The following is a 14,909-nucleotide window of genomic DNA, read 5'->3' on the forward strand; positions in this document are numbered from 1 at the left end:
GGGTAAAGAGTCTGGGGGACATCATAAGGGGGCGCTCTTGAAATGGGTAGTTCACAAAAGATCGTTGGTGCCCGACCAAAGCCGAGTGCCCGACTCTGACTGGGAATGTATACTTGCCGCCTATTTGAGGAGCGCTCCATGGTCGAAGATGTTGAACTGAATCGCCTCTACTGGCACAGCCGCCGCGGCATGCTTGAGCTTGACGTGTTGCTGGTGCCGTTCGTGAAAGAGGTCTATCCGCACCTCAATGATGTCGACCGCGATTGCTACCGCAAGCTGCTCGAATGCGAAGATCAGGACATGTTCGGCTGGTTCATGGAACGCGCCGAATCGGAAGATCCGGAGCTTCAACGCATGGTTCGCATGATCCTGGATCGTGTCCAGCCCAAGTAATGCGTTCGAATGCCGCTGGCATGCCTCACGGCAATTGCTGGCGGCGTATCTTCTGGCCCAGCTGTTCGCGATGGGCTCGCTGTTCCTTCTGTCTATACCGGTCTGGGCCAGTCTGCTCGGCGTTGTGCTGTGCGTGGTTCACGGCTGTTGGGCGTTGCCGAGGCATATTCTGCTGACGCATCCTGAGGCATTTCGCGGCTTGCGTCGCGATGCCGATGGCTGGCAGTTGTGGAATCAGGCAGCAGCTTGGCAGCCAGTGCAGTTGCGACCGGACAGCTTGGCATTGCCATTGATTGTGGTGCTGCGTTTTCGACTGCGAGACGAGCGGCGGGTCAGATCAATCTGCGTTCCCCGCGACTCGCAGGCGGCGGATCTGCACCGGCGCCTGCGGGTTCGGCTCACGTTCAGTCGACGTAGGTGGGCGGCACCAGAATAGTGTCCAGGGCAACCGGTAGCATGTTCGGATAGTCGAGGGTGTAATGCAGGCCGCGACTCTCCTTGCGTTCCATGGCTGACTGAATCATCAGCTCGGCCACTTGGGCCAGGTTACGCAGTTCGATCAAATCCCGACTGACCTTGTAGTTGCTGTAGAACTCGTCGATTTCATCCAGCAACAGACGCACGCGGTGCTGTGCCCGTTGCAAGCGCTTGTTGGTGCGCACAATACCGACGTAGTCCCACATGAATCGCCGCAGTTCGTCCCAGTTGTGCGCAATGATTACGTCCTCATCGGAGTCGGTGACCTGGCTCGCATCCCAGACGGGCAGAGCGATCGGAATCGAAACCTGCGGCAGCTGCTCAAGAATGTCCGCCGCCGCCGAGCGCGCGTAAACGAAACACTCGAGTAACGAGTTGCTGGCCATGCGGTTGGCGCCGTGCAGGCCGGTGAAGCTGGTTTCGCCAATGGCATATAGTCCCGGCACGTCGGTGCGACCCTGCTGATCGACCATCACGCCGCCGCACGTGTAGTGCGCCGCCGGAACCACCGGAATCGGTTGCTTGGTGATGTCGATGGAGAATTCGAGGCAGCGTTCGTACACCGTCGGGAAGTGAGTCTTGATGAACGCTTCCGGCTTGTGGCTGATGTCCAGATAGACACAATCGACGCCCAGGCGCTTCATTTCATGGTCGATGGCCCGGGCGACGATGTCGCGCGGGGCCAGCTCGGCGCGAGGGTCGAAGCGTTGCATGAAGCGTTCGCCGTTGGGCAGCTTCAGGTGTGCGCCTTCGCCGCGCAGGGCTTCGGTGATCAGGAAACTCTTGGCTTGCGGGTGATACAGGCAAGTGGGGTGGAACTGGTTGAATTCCAGATTCGCCACCCGGCAGCCCGAACGCCAGGCCATGGCAATGCCGTCACCGCAGGCGCCATCGGGGTTGCTGGTATAGAGATAGACCTTTGCTGCGCCGCCCGATGCGAGGATCACGAAACGAGCGCCGTAGGTGTCGACTTCACCGGTCCCGCGATTGAGGACATAGGCGCCGAGGCAGCGATCACCTTCGAGGCCCAGGCGCTTTTCGGTGATCAGGTCGACCGCGACCCTCTGCTCCAGCAGTTCGATGTTCGGTCGTTGCCTGGCCTTGTCGAGCAAGGTTCTGAAAATCGCTGCGCCCGTGGCATCGGCGGCATGAATGATGCGCCGATGGCTGTGACCGCCTTCGCGGGTCAGGTGAAACTCGAATCCACCATCTTCGGTGCCGGACTGTTCATCGCGGGTGAAGGGCACACCTTGGTCGATCAGCCATTGAATCGCCTCTTTACTGTGCTCGACGGTAAAGCGCACAGCGTCTTCGTGGCACAGGCCGCCGCCGGCATTGAGGGTGTCATCGACATGTGATTCAACGGTGTCGGTGTCATCCAGGACGGCGGCGACGCCACCCTGGGCCCAGAAAGTCGAGCCATTGGCGAGGTCGCCTTTGCTCAGTACGGCGATGCGCAAATGACCGGGCAAGGTCAGCGCAAGGCTCAAGCCGGCAGCACCGCTGCCAATTACCAGAACATCGTGTTGAAACTGTTGGCTCATTTCAGGATTCCGCTCAAAGCGACCCGGGTCGGGGTTGGCGCAAGACACCTGGGATCGGCGAGTCAAGACAGCCACACAGCCCACTAGTATATAGAGGGGGGGAGCGGCACAATAGCGAGCACACATGGCATTGTGAAACTACTGTGACGGAAAATACCTGACGCTTCGTCGGATGGTTTTTCGGCCGGTTCGGCGACAAGACGACTGTATCAACGATTTAACAGTCTTTTTCTATTCACGGTTGCACAATGTCAGTCGTGCGCAGCTATAAGTATTTGGAACTTTTGCCAAAGGCCCAAGATCAATAGACCGTTGCCTGATTCAAGGGACAGTGTCGGCTTCAACGCGGGATCTGTGATTTGATCCTTGCCGGCGAATCCGATGACAAGATTATTCGCGCAGCCGGGTTGACCCGCGCTGCGCTTTTCGTGCGTGCCAAATCAGAGCCCGCAGGAAACTTGCTTGGAGGGGGAGAACTTTTGCGAAAAGCCCGAGTCTATGTTTGCAAGTCTGGTTGTTTAGTTATGCAAGCCTCCTCCGAGCTTATCGAGGAGAGTTCATGCTAACCCAGGAAGAGGATCAGCAGCTGGTCGAACGCGTTCAGCGCGGCGACAAGCGAGCTTTCGATCTGCTAGTGCTGAAATACCAGCACAAAATTCTCGGGTTGATCGTGCGTTTCGTGCACGACACCCATGAAGCCCAGGATGTGGCGCAGGAAGCCTTTATCAAGGCGTACCGTGCACTTGGAAATTTTCGCGGGGACAGCGCGTTTTATACGTGGCTTTACCGCATCGCCATTAACACGGCGAAAAACTATCTGGTTTCACGCGGCCGTCGGCCGCCGGATAGCGATGTCAGTTCCGAGGATGCAGAGTTCTACGATGGCGATCATGGCCTCAAGGATCTCGAGTCGCCAGAACGTGCATTGCTGCGGGATGAGATCGAAGGCACCGTCCATCGAACCATTCAGCAACTGCCAGAAGATTTGCGTACGGCTTTAACTTTACGTGAATTCGATGGTCTGAGTTACGAGGACATTGCGGCCGTCATGCAATGTCCGGTGGGTACCGTGCGCTCCCGGATTTTCCGCGCTCGGGAAGCCATCGATAAAGCCCTGCAGCCGTTGTTGCAGGAAAACTGAGACAGCGGCGACAGCCAAGAGAGGAACGCCATGAGTCGTGAAGCCCTGCAGGAATCGCTGTCCGCAGTGATGGATAACGAAGCGGACGAATTGGAATTGCGTCGGGTATTGAATGCCTTTGACGATGTTGAAACCCGTGATACCTGGGCTCGTTATCAAATCGCTCGGGCAGTTATGCACAAGGATTTGCTGCTTCCACGTCTGGATATCGCTGCGGCAGTCTCTGCTGCGCTGGCTGACGAAGCCGTACCTGCAAAAACCACCCGTGGTCCGTGGCGCAGCCTGGGTCGTCTGGCGGTCGCTGCTTCGGTAACCCTCGCCGTACTGGCAGGTGTTCGTCTGTATAACCAGGACGAGATCGCTGGGGTCGAACTGGCTCAACAATCCAGTCAACCAGGTCTGGCCGTTCCTCAGGTCAAGGGTCCAGCTGTATTAGCAGGCTACAATGAGAGTTCGGAAGCCACTGGCCCTATGGCCAACGGCGTATTGCAAGGTCAGCCAGGCTGGCACGATCAGCGTCTGCCAGGCTACTTGCGCCAACATGCTCAACAGGCTGCACTGAAAGGTACTGAGAGCGCTCTGCCTTACGCTCGTGCAGCAAGTCTGGAAAACCGTTAAGGAGGATCATGCGCGCCATCCCTCTACTTACGCTTCTGCTCGGTGGCTGGTTTGTTGTTCCAGCCCATGCTGATGAAGCCCAGGACTGGTTGACCCGTCTGGGCCAAGCCGAGCAACAGCAAAGCTTTCACGGTACATTCGTCTACGAGCGTAACGGTAGTTTTTCTACCCACAACATCTGGCACCGCGTCCAGGATGGCAAGGTCCGCGAGCGGTTACTCCAGCTCGACGGCTCGGCACAGGAAGTCGTGCGTATTGATGGGCGTACTCAATGCGTTAGCGGCATTCTGATAGCAGGGCTTGGAGATTCCTCCAGCTCCGCTGCTCGTACACTCGATCCACAAAAACTAAAGAATTGGTACAACCTTGCCGTCATTGGCAAGTCGCGTGTGGCCGGGCGTGCGGCAGTAATCGTTTCACTGACACCTCGCGATCAGCACCGCTACGGTTTTGAATTGCATCTGGATAAAGAAACCGGCCTGCCTCTCAAATCATTGCTTTTGAATGAAAAAGGGCAATTGCTGGAGCGATTCCAGTTCACGCAACTGGATACCGCCGATGTTCCGTCCGACAGCGACTTGCAGCCTGGCGCCGATTGCAAAACGGTTGCCCTCGACAGCAACAAGGCTTCTGCAATCAAGACGGCGCAAGTATGGCGTTCGGACTGGTTACCACCTGGTTTCGAGCTGACCAGCAGTACCTCCCGCAAGGATCCAGAGACCAAAACCCAAGTCAACAGTCTGATGTATGACGATGGTCTGGCCCGTTTCTCGGTTTTCCTTGAGCCGTTGAATGGCGCAACAATTACTGACACTCGCACCCAGTTGGGGCCGACCGTTGCAGTTTCCCGACGCTTGACTACCCCGCAAGGCGAGATGATGGTGACCGTGGTCGGTGAGATTCCGATTGGCACCGCTGAACGGATTGCGCTATCCATGCGCAGCGACGCCACTGCAACCAAGTAGTGAGCTGAAATCGAAATGTTTGGTGAGCATTTCAACTTGCAAATATCCCCGATTTTTTCTATAGGTCAGAGCCCCTCGGCTCTGGCCTTGTTTGTTGTTCCCGGAACAAAAATACCGGCGTATCGTTCCCGGTGTTCCTTGCTCCATATCGCTTAACCATGCTCGTCGTAACGGGAGCCGTATGTCGATACCACGCTTGAAGTCTTATCTCTCTATTTTTGCCACCGTGCTGGTGCTTGGTCAGGCGGCCGCTGTTCAGGCGGCCGAGTTGCCTGACTTCACACAGTTGGTCGAGCAGGCCTCGCCCGCGGTGGTGAACATCAGTACCACGCAGAAACTGCCGGATCGCAAAGTGAACGAGCAGATGCCCGACCTTGAAGGCTTGCCGCCCATGTTGCGCGAGTTCTTCGAGCGCGGTATGCCGCCACAGCCGCGTACGCCCCGCGGTGATCGTCAGCGTGAAGCCCAATCTCTGGGTTCGGGCTTCATCATCTCGCCTGATGGCTACATCCTGACCAACAACCATGTAATCGCCGACGCCGACGAAATTCTCGTTCGTCTCGCCGACCGCAGCGAATTGAAGGCCAAGCTGATCGGCACCGATCCACGCTCCGACGTGGCGCTGTTGAAAATCGAAGGCAAGGATCTGCCGGTCCTGAAACTCGGCAAATCCCAGGATCTGAAAGCCGGCCAGTGGGTCGTGGCTATTGGCTCGCCATTCGGTTTCGACCATACCGTGACTCAAGGTATCGTCAGTGCCATCGGTCGCAGCCTGCCGAACGAAAACTATGTTCCGTTCATCCAGACCGACGTGCCGATCAACCCGGGTAACTCTGGTGGTCCGCTGTTCAATTTGGCCGGTGAAGTGGTTGGCATCAACTCGCAGATCTACACCCGTTCCGGCGGCTTCATGGGCGTGTCGTTCGCGATCCCAATCGACGTAGCCATGGACGTTTCCAATCAGCTCAAAAGCGGTGGCAAAGTCAGCCGTGGCTGGTTGGGTGTGGTGATTCAGGAAGTGAACAAGGACCTGGCCGAGTCGTTCGGTCTGGATAAGCCCGCCGGCGCGCTGGTGGCTCAGATCCAGGATGACGGCCCGGCTGCCAAGGGTGGCCTGCAAGTAGGTGATGTGATCCTGACCATGAACGGCCAACCGATCGTCATGTCCGCCGATCTGCCGCATCTGGTGGGCGCGCTGAAGGCCGGCTCGAAAGCTGATCTGGAAGTGATTCGTGAAGGCAAGCGCAAGAATGTCGAGCTGACTGTTGGTGCTATCCCGGAAGAAGGCAAAGAGCTGGATGCGCTGCCGAAATCCACCACCGAGCGCAGCAGCAACCGCCTGGGTGTTTCCGTGGTCGAGCTGACTGATGAACAGAAGAAAACCTACGACCTCAAAGGCGGTGTCGTCATCAAGGAAGTCCAGGACGGTCCTGCTTCTCTGATTGGCCTGCAGCCAGGCGATGTGATCACTCACCTGAATAATCAGGCAATCGGTTCCACCAAGGAGTTCACGGATATCGCCAAGGCACTGCCGAAGAACCGCTCGGTGTCGATGCGGGTTCTGCGTCAAGGACGCGCCAGCTTCATCACCTTCAAACTGGCTGAATAATCCGGTTGTTGGCTAAAAAAACCGCCTCGAAAGAGGCGGTTTTTTTATGTCTGCAATTTTTCTCTGACAAGCGTCAGCCCATCATGTCCTTGATCATGCGCTCCTGTTCCATCAGCTCACGTTGCCGTGCGTCGATCCGCGACGACAGCGGGAAATTAGTACCTGCCTTGCGCTTGGCGAAATCCAGTTGCTGAATGGCCTGACGGTAATCCCCGACCAGGGCGAAATACTCGGCTCGGGCCTGATGCAGGCCGATGATGTTGCCTGACAGACCACGAGTCTCGGCCACCATGTACCAGACGTCCGGATCGTCCGGACGGCTCTTGAGCAGATTCTCCAGTGCTTTTTCCGCGTCGGGCGCACGGTTCTGCTTGAGCAGCAGGTCAACACGCACCGAATTCAGCGGATAGTTGCCGGGATACTGAGTCAACATTCGGTCAACCCGGGACTGGGCGTCCGGCAGACGATTGTTGGTGATGTCCAGATCGACCTGCGCCAGGTTGTAGATGATCTCGTTCGGCGACTTGGCCAGCAGCAACTTAAGGTTTTCCCGTGCTTCATTCAGCTGGCCGCCCTTGATCTGGGCGATGGCCAGGCCATAGCGAGCGACATCGTTTTTCGGGTTTTCATCAAGCTGGGCGCGAAAACGTTTGGCGCCCAAGCCTGGAGTTTCTTCATAGATCAACTGGACCCGTGCACGAATCAGCTGATAACGCATAGAGTCTTCGATGCCGCCAGGTTTTGCCTGTTCGGCGCGGTTGCGCGTGTCAGCGATCCGCGACTCGGTCACCGGGTGAGTCAGCAGAAATTCCGGTGGCTTGGCATCAAAGCGGTACTGGCGAGCCAATCGCTCGAACATGGTCGGCATTGAGCGCGGGTCGTAACCGGCCTTTTCCAGATTGAGGATGCCGATGCGGTCAGCTTCCTGTTCGTTCTGGCGAGAGAAACGCCGCTGTTCCTGAATGGCCGCCGCCTGTGTACCCGCAATGGCCGCGATCCCGGCATCGCCGGCGCCAGCTGCGGCAATCACGATCCCGGCCAGCAGCGCGGCCATCATCGGCACCTGCATGCGCTGTTGGGCTTCGACGCCACGGGCGAAATGGCGCTGCGACAAGTGAGCCAATTCGTGAGCGAGTACCGAGGCGTATTCACCTTCGGTCTGGGCATTGAGGAACAAGCCGCCGTTGACCCCGACAATGCCGCCCGGTGCCGCGAAGGCGTTGAGTTGCGGGCTGTTGATCAGGATGAATTCCAGGCGCCGGTCATTGACCTGGCTGGTCTCTACCAGCCTGTAGACGCTGGATTCGACGTAGTCCTTGAGCTGTGGATCGTTGAGCTGCGAAACCTGACTGCGCAACAGCGCCAGCCAGGCACGGCCCAACTGATGTTCCTGTTGCGGCGAGACGATGGCAGAACTGGCGTCGCCGAGTGACGGCAGGTCGTCGGCGAAGCCCGGTGAGGCGAGCAGGCAAGCGAGCGTCAGCAGGGTAGGGCGCAAAAAAGTCATGCACAAAGCCTTAGTCGACAAAGACCTTACTGTAGCCGGACACTACGCTTCGGACCAGATATTCTAGCCGCTCGACCACCTGACCCCGGAGTGATGCAATGACCGACGCTGTAGCCCATGACGCCGAGCTCGACGCCAGCGGCCTGAACTGCCCCTTGCCGTTGCTCAAGGCCAAGATGGAACTCAATCGACTGGCCAGCGGCGCAGTGCTGAAGGTAATTGCCACCGATGCGGGCTCACAGCGCGATTTCCGCACCTTTGCCCGATTGGCCGGTCATACGCTGCTTCGTGAAGAAGATGAAGCGGGTGTTTACCGCTACTGGTTGAAAAAAGCCTGAATTCTGCTGCGTTCGTTGCTAAGGATTATTGATGTTCAAAGTGTTACGCGACTGGATTCAGCGCTACTTCTCCGATGAAGAAGCCGTGGTGCTGGCGGTCCTGCTGTTTCTGGCGTTTACCGCCGTGCTCACGCTGGGCGGCATGCTCGCACCGGTGCTGGCCGGGATGGTGCTGGCGTATCTGATGCAGGGGTTGGTCGTCACTCTCGAACGCCTGCGCATGCCGGGCGGGGTGGCGGTGGGGTTGGTCTTTGCGTTGTTCATGGGGCTATTGCTGGTGTTCATCGTGGTTGTGGTGCCGTTGCTCTGGCATCAGTTGATTACGCTGTTCAACGAGTTGCCCGGCATGCTCGCCAAATGGCAGTCGCTGTTATTGCTGCTGCCCGAGCGCTACCCGCATCTGGTATCCGATGAGCAGGTGCTGCAGGCCATCGAAGTGGCGCGGGGCGAGATTGGCAAGTTCGGTCAGTGGGCGCTGACGTTCTCGCTGTCGAGTCTGCCGTTGCTGGTGAACATCATGATCTACCTGGTGCTGGTGCCGATCCTGGTGTTTTTCTTTCTCAAGGATCGGGAGATGATCGGTCAGTGGGTGCGGGATTACTTGCCCCGTGAGCGGGCGCTGATCACCCGCGTCGCTCATGAGATGAACCGGCAGATCGCCAATTACATTCGCGGCAAAGTCATCGAGATTTTCATTTGCGGTGGCGTGACCTACATCGGTTTCGTTGTTCTGGGCCTCAACTACGCGGCGCTGCTGGCATTGCTGGTGGGCGTGTCGGTGGTGGTGCCTTACGTCGGCGCCGTGGTGGTGACCGTGCCGGTCATGCTGATTGCGCTGTTCCAGTGGGGCTGGAGCGATCAGTTCATCTATTTGATGGCGGTCTACGGGATCATCCAGACGCTGGACGGCAACGTGCTGGTGCCGCTGTTGTTCTCGGAAGCGGTCAATCTGCATCCGGTGGCGATCATCTGCGCGGTATTGTTGTTTGGCGGGCTGTGGGGCTTTTGGGGGGTGTTCTTTGCGATTCCGCTAGCAACCCTGTTCAAGGCTGTGCTGGACGCCTGGCCGCGCAAAGAGCCGGTGGTGGCACCGCTGTTGTGAAGCGTCTGTGGGAGCTGGCCCCCACAGAAGTCAACGATCAGGCCTTGTTCAGCGCCTGAGCTGCAGCCAATACCGCATCCACATGGCCCGGCACCTTCACTCCGCGCCATTCCTGACGCAGCACGCCGTCCTTGTCGATCAGGAACGTGCTGCGATCAACGCCCATATATTCCTTGCCGTAGAGCTTTTTCAGCTTGATCACGTCGAACTGCTGGCAGAGCGCTTCTTCCTTGTCGCTGATCAACTCGAAGGTGAACGCCTGCTTGGCCTTGAAGTTTTCGTGTGATTTAAGGCTGTCGCGGGACACGCCAAAGACTTCGGTATTGGCGGCTTTAAAGGCGTCAAGCTGGTCACGAAAGCCCTGACCCTGAGTGGTGCAGCCTGGCGTGCTGTCCTTCGGATAGAAGTAAATCACCACCTGCTTGCCTTTGAGGCTCGCGAGGTTGACGGTCTGCCCGCTGGTGGCGGGTGCTTCGAAGTCGGCAACCGGTTGGTCGATGGCAACGGCCATGAAAACTTCCTTACATTGGGTTTTGTGGGCGCCACGGTTCGATCAGGGCATCCAGGTTCAGCGCGTCGGCGAAATCCAGGAACTGATCGCGCAGCCAACTGATCTGCACACCGGCCGGCAAGGTCACGGTAAACGTGGCATTGAGCATGGTGCCGCCGGTTTGCGGAGCCTGATAGGTGTCGCAGGTCAGGTTTTCCAGTTCGACGTTGTGGTCCATGAAGAACTGGCACAGCTCGTTAATGATGTCAGAGCGATAAGCCGAGCTGACATAAGCGACGTATGGCAGTGCCTGAGGACGATTCTCCAGCGCCGCGCTGCGCACCACATTGACCGTAAAGGCGTGCTTCTTGGCGAGGCTCGGCAGGCTGCCTTCGAGGCGCGCCAGGGCGTCCCAGCTGCCGGAGATCTCGAGGATCAACGCGCTGCACTCGCCATGACGCGTCAGGCGAGAGGTGACCACGGCGCAGCGGTTTTCATGGCTGGCGCGGCACAGGACGTTAGTCAGCTCCATGGGGTTGGCGCCGAGGGCACTGATGACAAGGAATTGTTCGCGAACTGTGGGGGTGGACATGCAGCATTCCTAAAGCGATGAGCGGTCGATACTTCTACGGGCTTTTTTACCGGGAGCGAGCCTGCGGATGCGAATTCAAAAAACCCGAGCCGCAAGGTTGCAACGTGCTCCAGAGTGGCAAGAGCGAGGGGTGGCAACGCTGGATCGGGGCTTGTGATGCCGAAAATGGAGGCTGGAACCCGGCGTACGAGCTTATCAGTACCGATCAAAGTCTGAAGGGTAGCGAAAAGCAGCGCCAAGGGGAATGGCAGCAGCGCAGTACTTCGCTTGTACAAGCATCTTGGCGCCAGTACCATTACCGCTCTCTTTTTCCGGCAGGAGCGGTTGCATGATTGCGGGCAGTATGGTGGCACTGGTCACACCCATGGATGCACAAGGTCGTCTCGACTGGGACAGCCTGAGCAAACTGGTGGACTTCCACCTTGAAAACGGCACCCATGCCATTGTCGCGGTCGGTACTACCGGCGAGTCGGCAACCCTCGATGTAGACGAGCATATCGCCGTCATCAAAGCCGTGGTCAAGCAGGTCAATGGCCGTATTCCGGTCATTGCCGGTACCGGCGCCAACTCGACCCGCGAAGCCGTAGAACTGACCCGCAACGCCAAAGAGGCCGGAGCCGACGCCTGTCTGCTGGTCGTTCCGTACTACAACAAGCCGACTCAGGAAGGGTTGTACCTGCACTTCAAGCACATTGCTGAAGCGGTCGACATTCCACAGATCCTCTACAACGTTCCTGGCCGCACCTCCTGCGACATGCAGGCCGAGACCGTGATTCGCCTGTCCACTGTGCCGAACATCATCGGTATCAAGGAAGCCACCGGCGACATGAAGCGTGCCAAGGCAATCCTTGATGGCGTGAGCAAGGACTTCATCGTGCTGTCCGGCGATGATCCGACCGCTGTCGAGCTGATCCTGATGGGCGGCAAGGGCAACATCTCCGTCACCGCCAATGTCGCCCCGCGCGAAATGGCTGACCTGTGCGAGGCCGCGCTCAAGGGCGACGCCGAGACTGCACGGGCAATCAACGAAAAATTGATGCCGCTGCACAAGGATCTGTTCATCGAAGCCAACCCGATTCCGGTGAAGTGGGCTTTGGTCGAAATGGGCCTGATGCACGAAGGCATTCGCCTGCCGCTGACCTGGCTGAGCGCACCTTGTCATGAAACGCTTCGCACGGCCCTGCGCCAGTGCGGCGTCCTGGTTTAATTGAGGAAGTACTACGCATGAAGCGATTGGCCGGACTTTCCGCACTTGCCTTGATCATCTCCAGCACCAGTGGCTGCGGATGGGTCTGGGGCCCGGAAGGTTATTTCCGTGACCGCGGTAGCGATTACCTGGAAGCGCAACAGACTGCACCCATGCAATTGCCGTCGGATGTCAGCACCGCCAAACGTCTGGATCCGCTGTTGCCGATCCCGCGCAACGTGGCCGATGACAGCGTCAAGGGCGAGTACATCGTGCCTCGTCCGCAGCCGTTGTCGGCAGGGGCTGACGCCAGCGCCTACTCCCTGCAAAAGACCGGTGATTCGCGTTGGATCGTCGCTCAGAACCCGCCGGCCGAAGCCTGGCCAGTGGCTGTGCAGTTCTTCCAGGACAACGGTTTCCGTCTGGACGAACAGCGTCCGCAAACCGGCGAATTCACCACCACTTGGCAGCATTCCGACGAACTGTCCGCCGCGATGGCCAAGCGCCTGAGCGCAGCCGGTGTCGGCGCCGACAGCGAAACCCGCGTGCGGGTCCGCATCGAGCCAGGCGTGCAGCGCAACACCAGTGAAATCTACGTGGTCAGCGCCGAGCGTCCTGCCGGTAGCACCTCCGACGTGGCCTTCACCAACCGTTCGGTCAACACTGGCCTGGACGCGGCACTGGTCGACGACATGCTCGCGAGCATGAGCCGCACCTCGGAGAAGGGCGGTTCGGTCTCCATGCTGGCTTCGCGTGATTCCGATACACCAAGTCGTGTCAGCCTGAGCGAAGACGGCAGCGGTAACCCAGTCCTGAACGTCGGCACCGACCTTGATCGTGCCTGGTCGAGCGTCGGTCGTGCGTTGGAACAGGGCGAATGGCGCGTTGAAGACATCAACCGCAGCCTGGGTCTGTACTACATCAACCTGGCCGAAAAAGCCGAGAAGAAGGACGAGAAGCCAGGTTTCTTCAGTGGTCTGTTCGGCAGCAAGCCGGACAAGGAAGAAGTTGAAGCCCGTGCCGAGCGTTATCAGGTTCGCCTGAGCAAGGTTGGCGACAACGTCCAGGTCACCGTCGAGAAAAACATCAACACCGTGGCGCCGGCAGAAGTGGCGCGCAAGGTATTGAGCGTGATTCAGGACAATCTGGGCTGATCACATGCGTTTTGCCGTTCTCGGCAGCGGTAGCCAAGGGAACGGCACGCTGATAGCCAGCGCTGACACGTATGTGCTGGTGGATTGTGGTTTCTCCCTGCGGGAAACCGAAAAACGCCTGCTGCGCCTGGGTGTGAACCCTGCGCAGCTGAGCGCGATACTCGTGACCCACGAACATGCCGACCACGTGCATGGCGTGGGTTTACTGTCTCGGCGCTACAATCTGCCTGTCTACCTCAGTCGCGGTACCCTGCGCGGGATGCGCAAACCAATTGAACCGGCTGGCCTTCTGGCCGGCGGCGAGCAACTGCAGATCGGCGCACTGAGCATCGGCGTCATTGCCGTGGCCCATGATGCACAGGAGCCGACGCAATACGTCTTCAGTGACGGTGAGCGGCGTTTCGGCCTGTTGACCGACCTGGGCTCGTATTGCAACAAGGTGCTGGACGGCTATCGGGACCTCGATGCGTTGATGATCGAGTCCAACCATTGCCGTGACATGCTGGCTCGCGGTCACTACCCGTACTTTCTCAAGCAACGGGTAGGCGGTGAACTGGGGCATTTGAACAACCATCAGGCGGCATTCCTGGTGTCCGAGTTGGGCTGGCAAGGCCTGCAACACCTGGTCCTGGCCCATCTGAGCAGTAAGAACAACCTGCCGCAGCTGGCCCGGCAATGTTTTGTCGACACTCTCGGGTGCGACCCGGACTGGCTGCAACTGGCCGATCAAGATTCAGGGCTCGACTGGCGACACATCGCCTAGCCCACCTACTTAGCAAGCGGAGCCCATCATGGAAAAACGTGAAGAACTCTACCGCGGCAAAGCCAAATCGGTTTTCAAGACCGACGACGCTGACCGCTTGATCCTGCTGTTTCGCAACGACACTTCGGCGTTCGACGGCAAGCGCATCGAGCAGCTCGACCGCAAAGGCATGGTGAACAACAAGTTCAACGCCTTCATCATGCAGAAACTCGAAGCAGCCGGCGTGCCGACCCAATTCGACAAACTGCTGGGCGACAATGAATGCCTGGTGAAGAAGCTCGACATGATCCCGGTCGAGTGCGTCGTGCGTAACTACGCCGCCGGCAGCCTGGTCAAGCGCCTGGGCGTCGAAGAGGGCATGAAGCTCAACCCTTACACCTTCGAACTGTTCCTGAAGGACGACGCCAAGGGCGACCCGTTCATCAACGAATCCCACGTTGTGGCCTTCGGTTGGGGCACCGCCGAGCAACTGGTTCGCATGAAAGAACTGTCACTCAAGGTCAACGAAGTCCTGAGCAAACTGTTCGACGACGCTGGCCTGCTGCTGGTCGACTTCAAACTCGAATTCGGCGTGTTCTCCGACGGCTCCATCGTCCTGGGCGACGAATTCAGCCCGGACGGCTGCCGCCTGTGGGACAAGGCGACCGGCAAGAAAATGGACAAGGACCGCTTCCGTCAGGGCCTCGGTGACGTCATCGAAGCCTACGAAGAAGTTGCCAATCGTCTGGGCGTACCGCTTTAATCGACGCAAGCATCTGATAGCACGGAAAAATTTCGCTTAGGGGGTTCGCTTCCGGCAAAAGTGTTGTTATGATGCGCGCCGTTGGAGAGATGCCAGAGTGGCCGAATGGGACGGATTCGAAATCCGTTGTACCTTCACCGGTACCTAGGGTTCGAATCCCTATCTCTCCGCCATATCTATACTTAAAGGCCCCATTTTATGGGGCCTTTTTGCGTTCTGCTGTTTCTGTTCCCCCATTTGTTCCCTTGCGCGGCCTAGCTCTCTGGGTGCTACAGCTGTGGTCAGTCA

Annotated in this window: 16 protein-coding genes and 1 tRNA gene; 13 read left to right on the forward strand and 4 right to left on the reverse strand. The window is 58.3% G+C overall.

Going from position 1 to position 14,909, the window contains the following annotated elements; translation table 11 throughout:
* Positions 1 to 138: 138 nt before the first annotated feature.
* A complete protein-coding gene (locus QFW87_RS07140; protein WP_007944081.1) occupies positions 139 to 393 on the forward strand; it encodes a succinate dehydrogenase assembly factor 2 in 255 nt (84 codons plus the stop codon).
* A complete protein-coding gene (locus QFW87_RS07145; RefSeq protein WP_283190143.1) occupies positions 377 to 829 on the forward strand; it encodes a protein YgfX in 453 nt (150 codons plus the stop codon). Before QFW87_RS07140 ends, QFW87_RS07145 begins: the two co-directional genes overlap by 17 nt.
* Here the strand turns inward: QFW87_RS07145 and nadB are convergent.
* Positions 798 to 2,414, reverse strand: coding sequence for an L-aspartate oxidase (nadB, locus tag QFW87_RS07150; RefSeq protein ID WP_283190144.1), 1,617 nt, complete (start codon positions 2,412 to 2,414; stop codon positions 798 to 800). The genes QFW87_RS07145 and nadB overlap by 32 nt on opposite strands.
* A 559-nt stretch (positions 2,415 to 2,973) precedes the next feature.
* Between nadB and rpoE the strand changes: the two genes are divergently transcribed.
* From rpoE to QFW87_RS07170, 4 genes are all read left to right on the forward strand, one after another.
* Positions 2,974 to 3,555: an RNA polymerase sigma factor RpoE gene (gene rpoE, locus QFW87_RS07155; RefSeq protein WP_007944079.1), complete on the forward strand. Its 582-nt coding sequence runs from the start codon at positions 2,974 to 2,976 to the stop codon at positions 3,553 to 3,555.
* A gap of 30 nt (positions 3,556 to 3,585) precedes the next feature.
* Positions 3,586 to 4,173 carry an RseA family anti-sigma factor gene (locus tag QFW87_RS07160; RefSeq protein ID WP_283183374.1) on the forward strand — a complete coding sequence of 196 codons (588 nt, stop codon included), beginning with the start codon at positions 3,586 to 3,588 and terminating at the stop codon, positions 4,171 to 4,173.
* A gap of 8 nt (positions 4,174 to 4,181) precedes the next feature.
* On the forward strand, positions 4,182 to 5,138 hold the full coding sequence (locus QFW87_RS07165) for a MucB/RseB C-terminal domain-containing protein (RefSeq protein WP_283183375.1): 957 nt from the start codon (positions 4,182 to 4,184) through the stop codon (positions 5,136 to 5,138).
* Positions 5,139 to 5,319: 181 nt separating this feature from the next.
* Positions 5,320 to 6,747 carry a DegQ family serine endoprotease gene (locus tag QFW87_RS07170; RefSeq protein ID WP_283190145.1) on the forward strand — a complete coding sequence of 476 codons (1,428 nt, stop codon included), beginning with the start codon at positions 5,320 to 5,322 and terminating at the stop codon, positions 6,745 to 6,747.
* A 73-nt stretch (positions 6,748 to 6,820) separates the two neighbouring features.
* Here QFW87_RS07170 and QFW87_RS07175 read toward each other — a convergent pair whose 3' ends face one another.
* Positions 6,821 to 8,254 (reverse strand): M48 family metalloprotease, encoded by a 1,434-nt coding sequence (locus QFW87_RS07175; protein WP_283190146.1) that lies wholly within the window; start codon positions 8,252 to 8,254, stop codon positions 6,821 to 6,823.
* Between the two features lie 98 nt (positions 8,255 to 8,352).
* On the opposite strand from QFW87_RS07175, the gene QFW87_RS07180 reads away from it, so the two are divergent.
* Together QFW87_RS07180 and QFW87_RS07185 are read left to right on the forward strand one after the other, a co-directional pair.
* Positions 8,353 to 8,592, forward strand: coding sequence for a sulfurtransferase TusA family protein (locus QFW87_RS07180; RefSeq protein WP_007930235.1), 240 nt, complete (start codon positions 8,353 to 8,355; stop codon positions 8,590 to 8,592).
* A 31-nt stretch (positions 8,593 to 8,623) separates the two neighbouring features.
* Positions 8,624 to 9,694 carry an AI-2E family transporter gene (locus QFW87_RS07185; protein WP_283183378.1) on the forward strand — a complete coding sequence of 357 codons (1,071 nt, stop codon included), beginning with the start codon at positions 8,624 to 8,626 and terminating at the stop codon, positions 9,692 to 9,694.
* Positions 9,695 to 9,731: 37 nt separating this feature from the next.
* Here the strand turns inward: QFW87_RS07185 and QFW87_RS07190 are convergent, their stop codons facing one another.
* The gene (locus tag QFW87_RS07190) at positions 9,732 to 10,205 is read right to left on the reverse strand and encodes a peroxiredoxin (RefSeq protein WP_008153083.1); all 474 of its coding nucleotides are present in this window, start codon (positions 10,203 to 10,205) and stop codon (positions 9,732 to 9,734) included.
* Positions 10,206 to 10,215: 10 nt separating this feature from the next.
* Positions 10,216 to 10,776 carry a glycine cleavage system protein R gene (locus QFW87_RS07195; protein ID WP_008034925.1) on the reverse strand — a complete coding sequence of 187 codons (561 nt, stop codon included), beginning with the start codon at positions 10,774 to 10,776 and terminating at the stop codon, positions 10,216 to 10,218.
* 328 nt (positions 10,777 to 11,104) lie between these two features.
* On the opposite strand from QFW87_RS07195, the gene dapA reads away from it, so the two are divergent.
* From dapA to QFW87_RS07220, 5 genes are all read left to right on the forward strand, one after another.
* The gene (dapA, locus tag QFW87_RS07200; RefSeq protein WP_074874285.1) at positions 11,105 to 11,983 is read left to right on the forward strand and encodes a 4-hydroxy-tetrahydrodipicolinate synthase; all 879 of its coding nucleotides are present in this window, start codon (positions 11,105 to 11,107) and stop codon (positions 11,981 to 11,983) included.
* Between the two features lie 17 nt (positions 11,984 to 12,000).
* Complete coding sequence (bamC, locus tag QFW87_RS07205; RefSeq protein ID WP_283190147.1) at positions 12,001 to 13,116, forward strand: outer membrane protein assembly factor BamC; 1,116 nt, start codon at positions 12,001 to 12,003, stop codon at positions 13,114 to 13,116.
* Positions 13,117 to 13,120: 4 nt separating this feature from the next.
* Positions 13,121 to 13,879 (forward strand): MBL fold metallo-hydrolase, encoded by a 759-nt coding sequence (locus tag QFW87_RS07210; RefSeq protein ID WP_008153089.1) that lies wholly within the window; start codon positions 13,121 to 13,123, stop codon positions 13,877 to 13,879.
* A 28-nt stretch (positions 13,880 to 13,907) separates the two neighbouring features.
* A complete protein-coding gene (purC, locus tag QFW87_RS07215; protein WP_008034929.1) occupies positions 13,908 to 14,621 on the forward strand; it encodes a phosphoribosylaminoimidazolesuccinocarboxamide synthase in 714 nt (237 codons plus the stop codon).
* 83 nt (positions 14,622 to 14,704) lie between these two features.
* Positions 14,705 to 14,794 (forward strand) — tRNA-Ser (locus tag QFW87_RS07220).
* The last annotated feature ends 115 nt before the right edge of the window (positions 14,795 to 14,909 follow it).

This window comes from Pseudomonas sp. PMCC200344, assembly GCF_030053095.1.
Lineage (GTDB): Bacteria > Pseudomonadota > Gammaproteobacteria > Pseudomonadales > Pseudomonadaceae > Aquipseudomonas > Aquipseudomonas svalbardensis.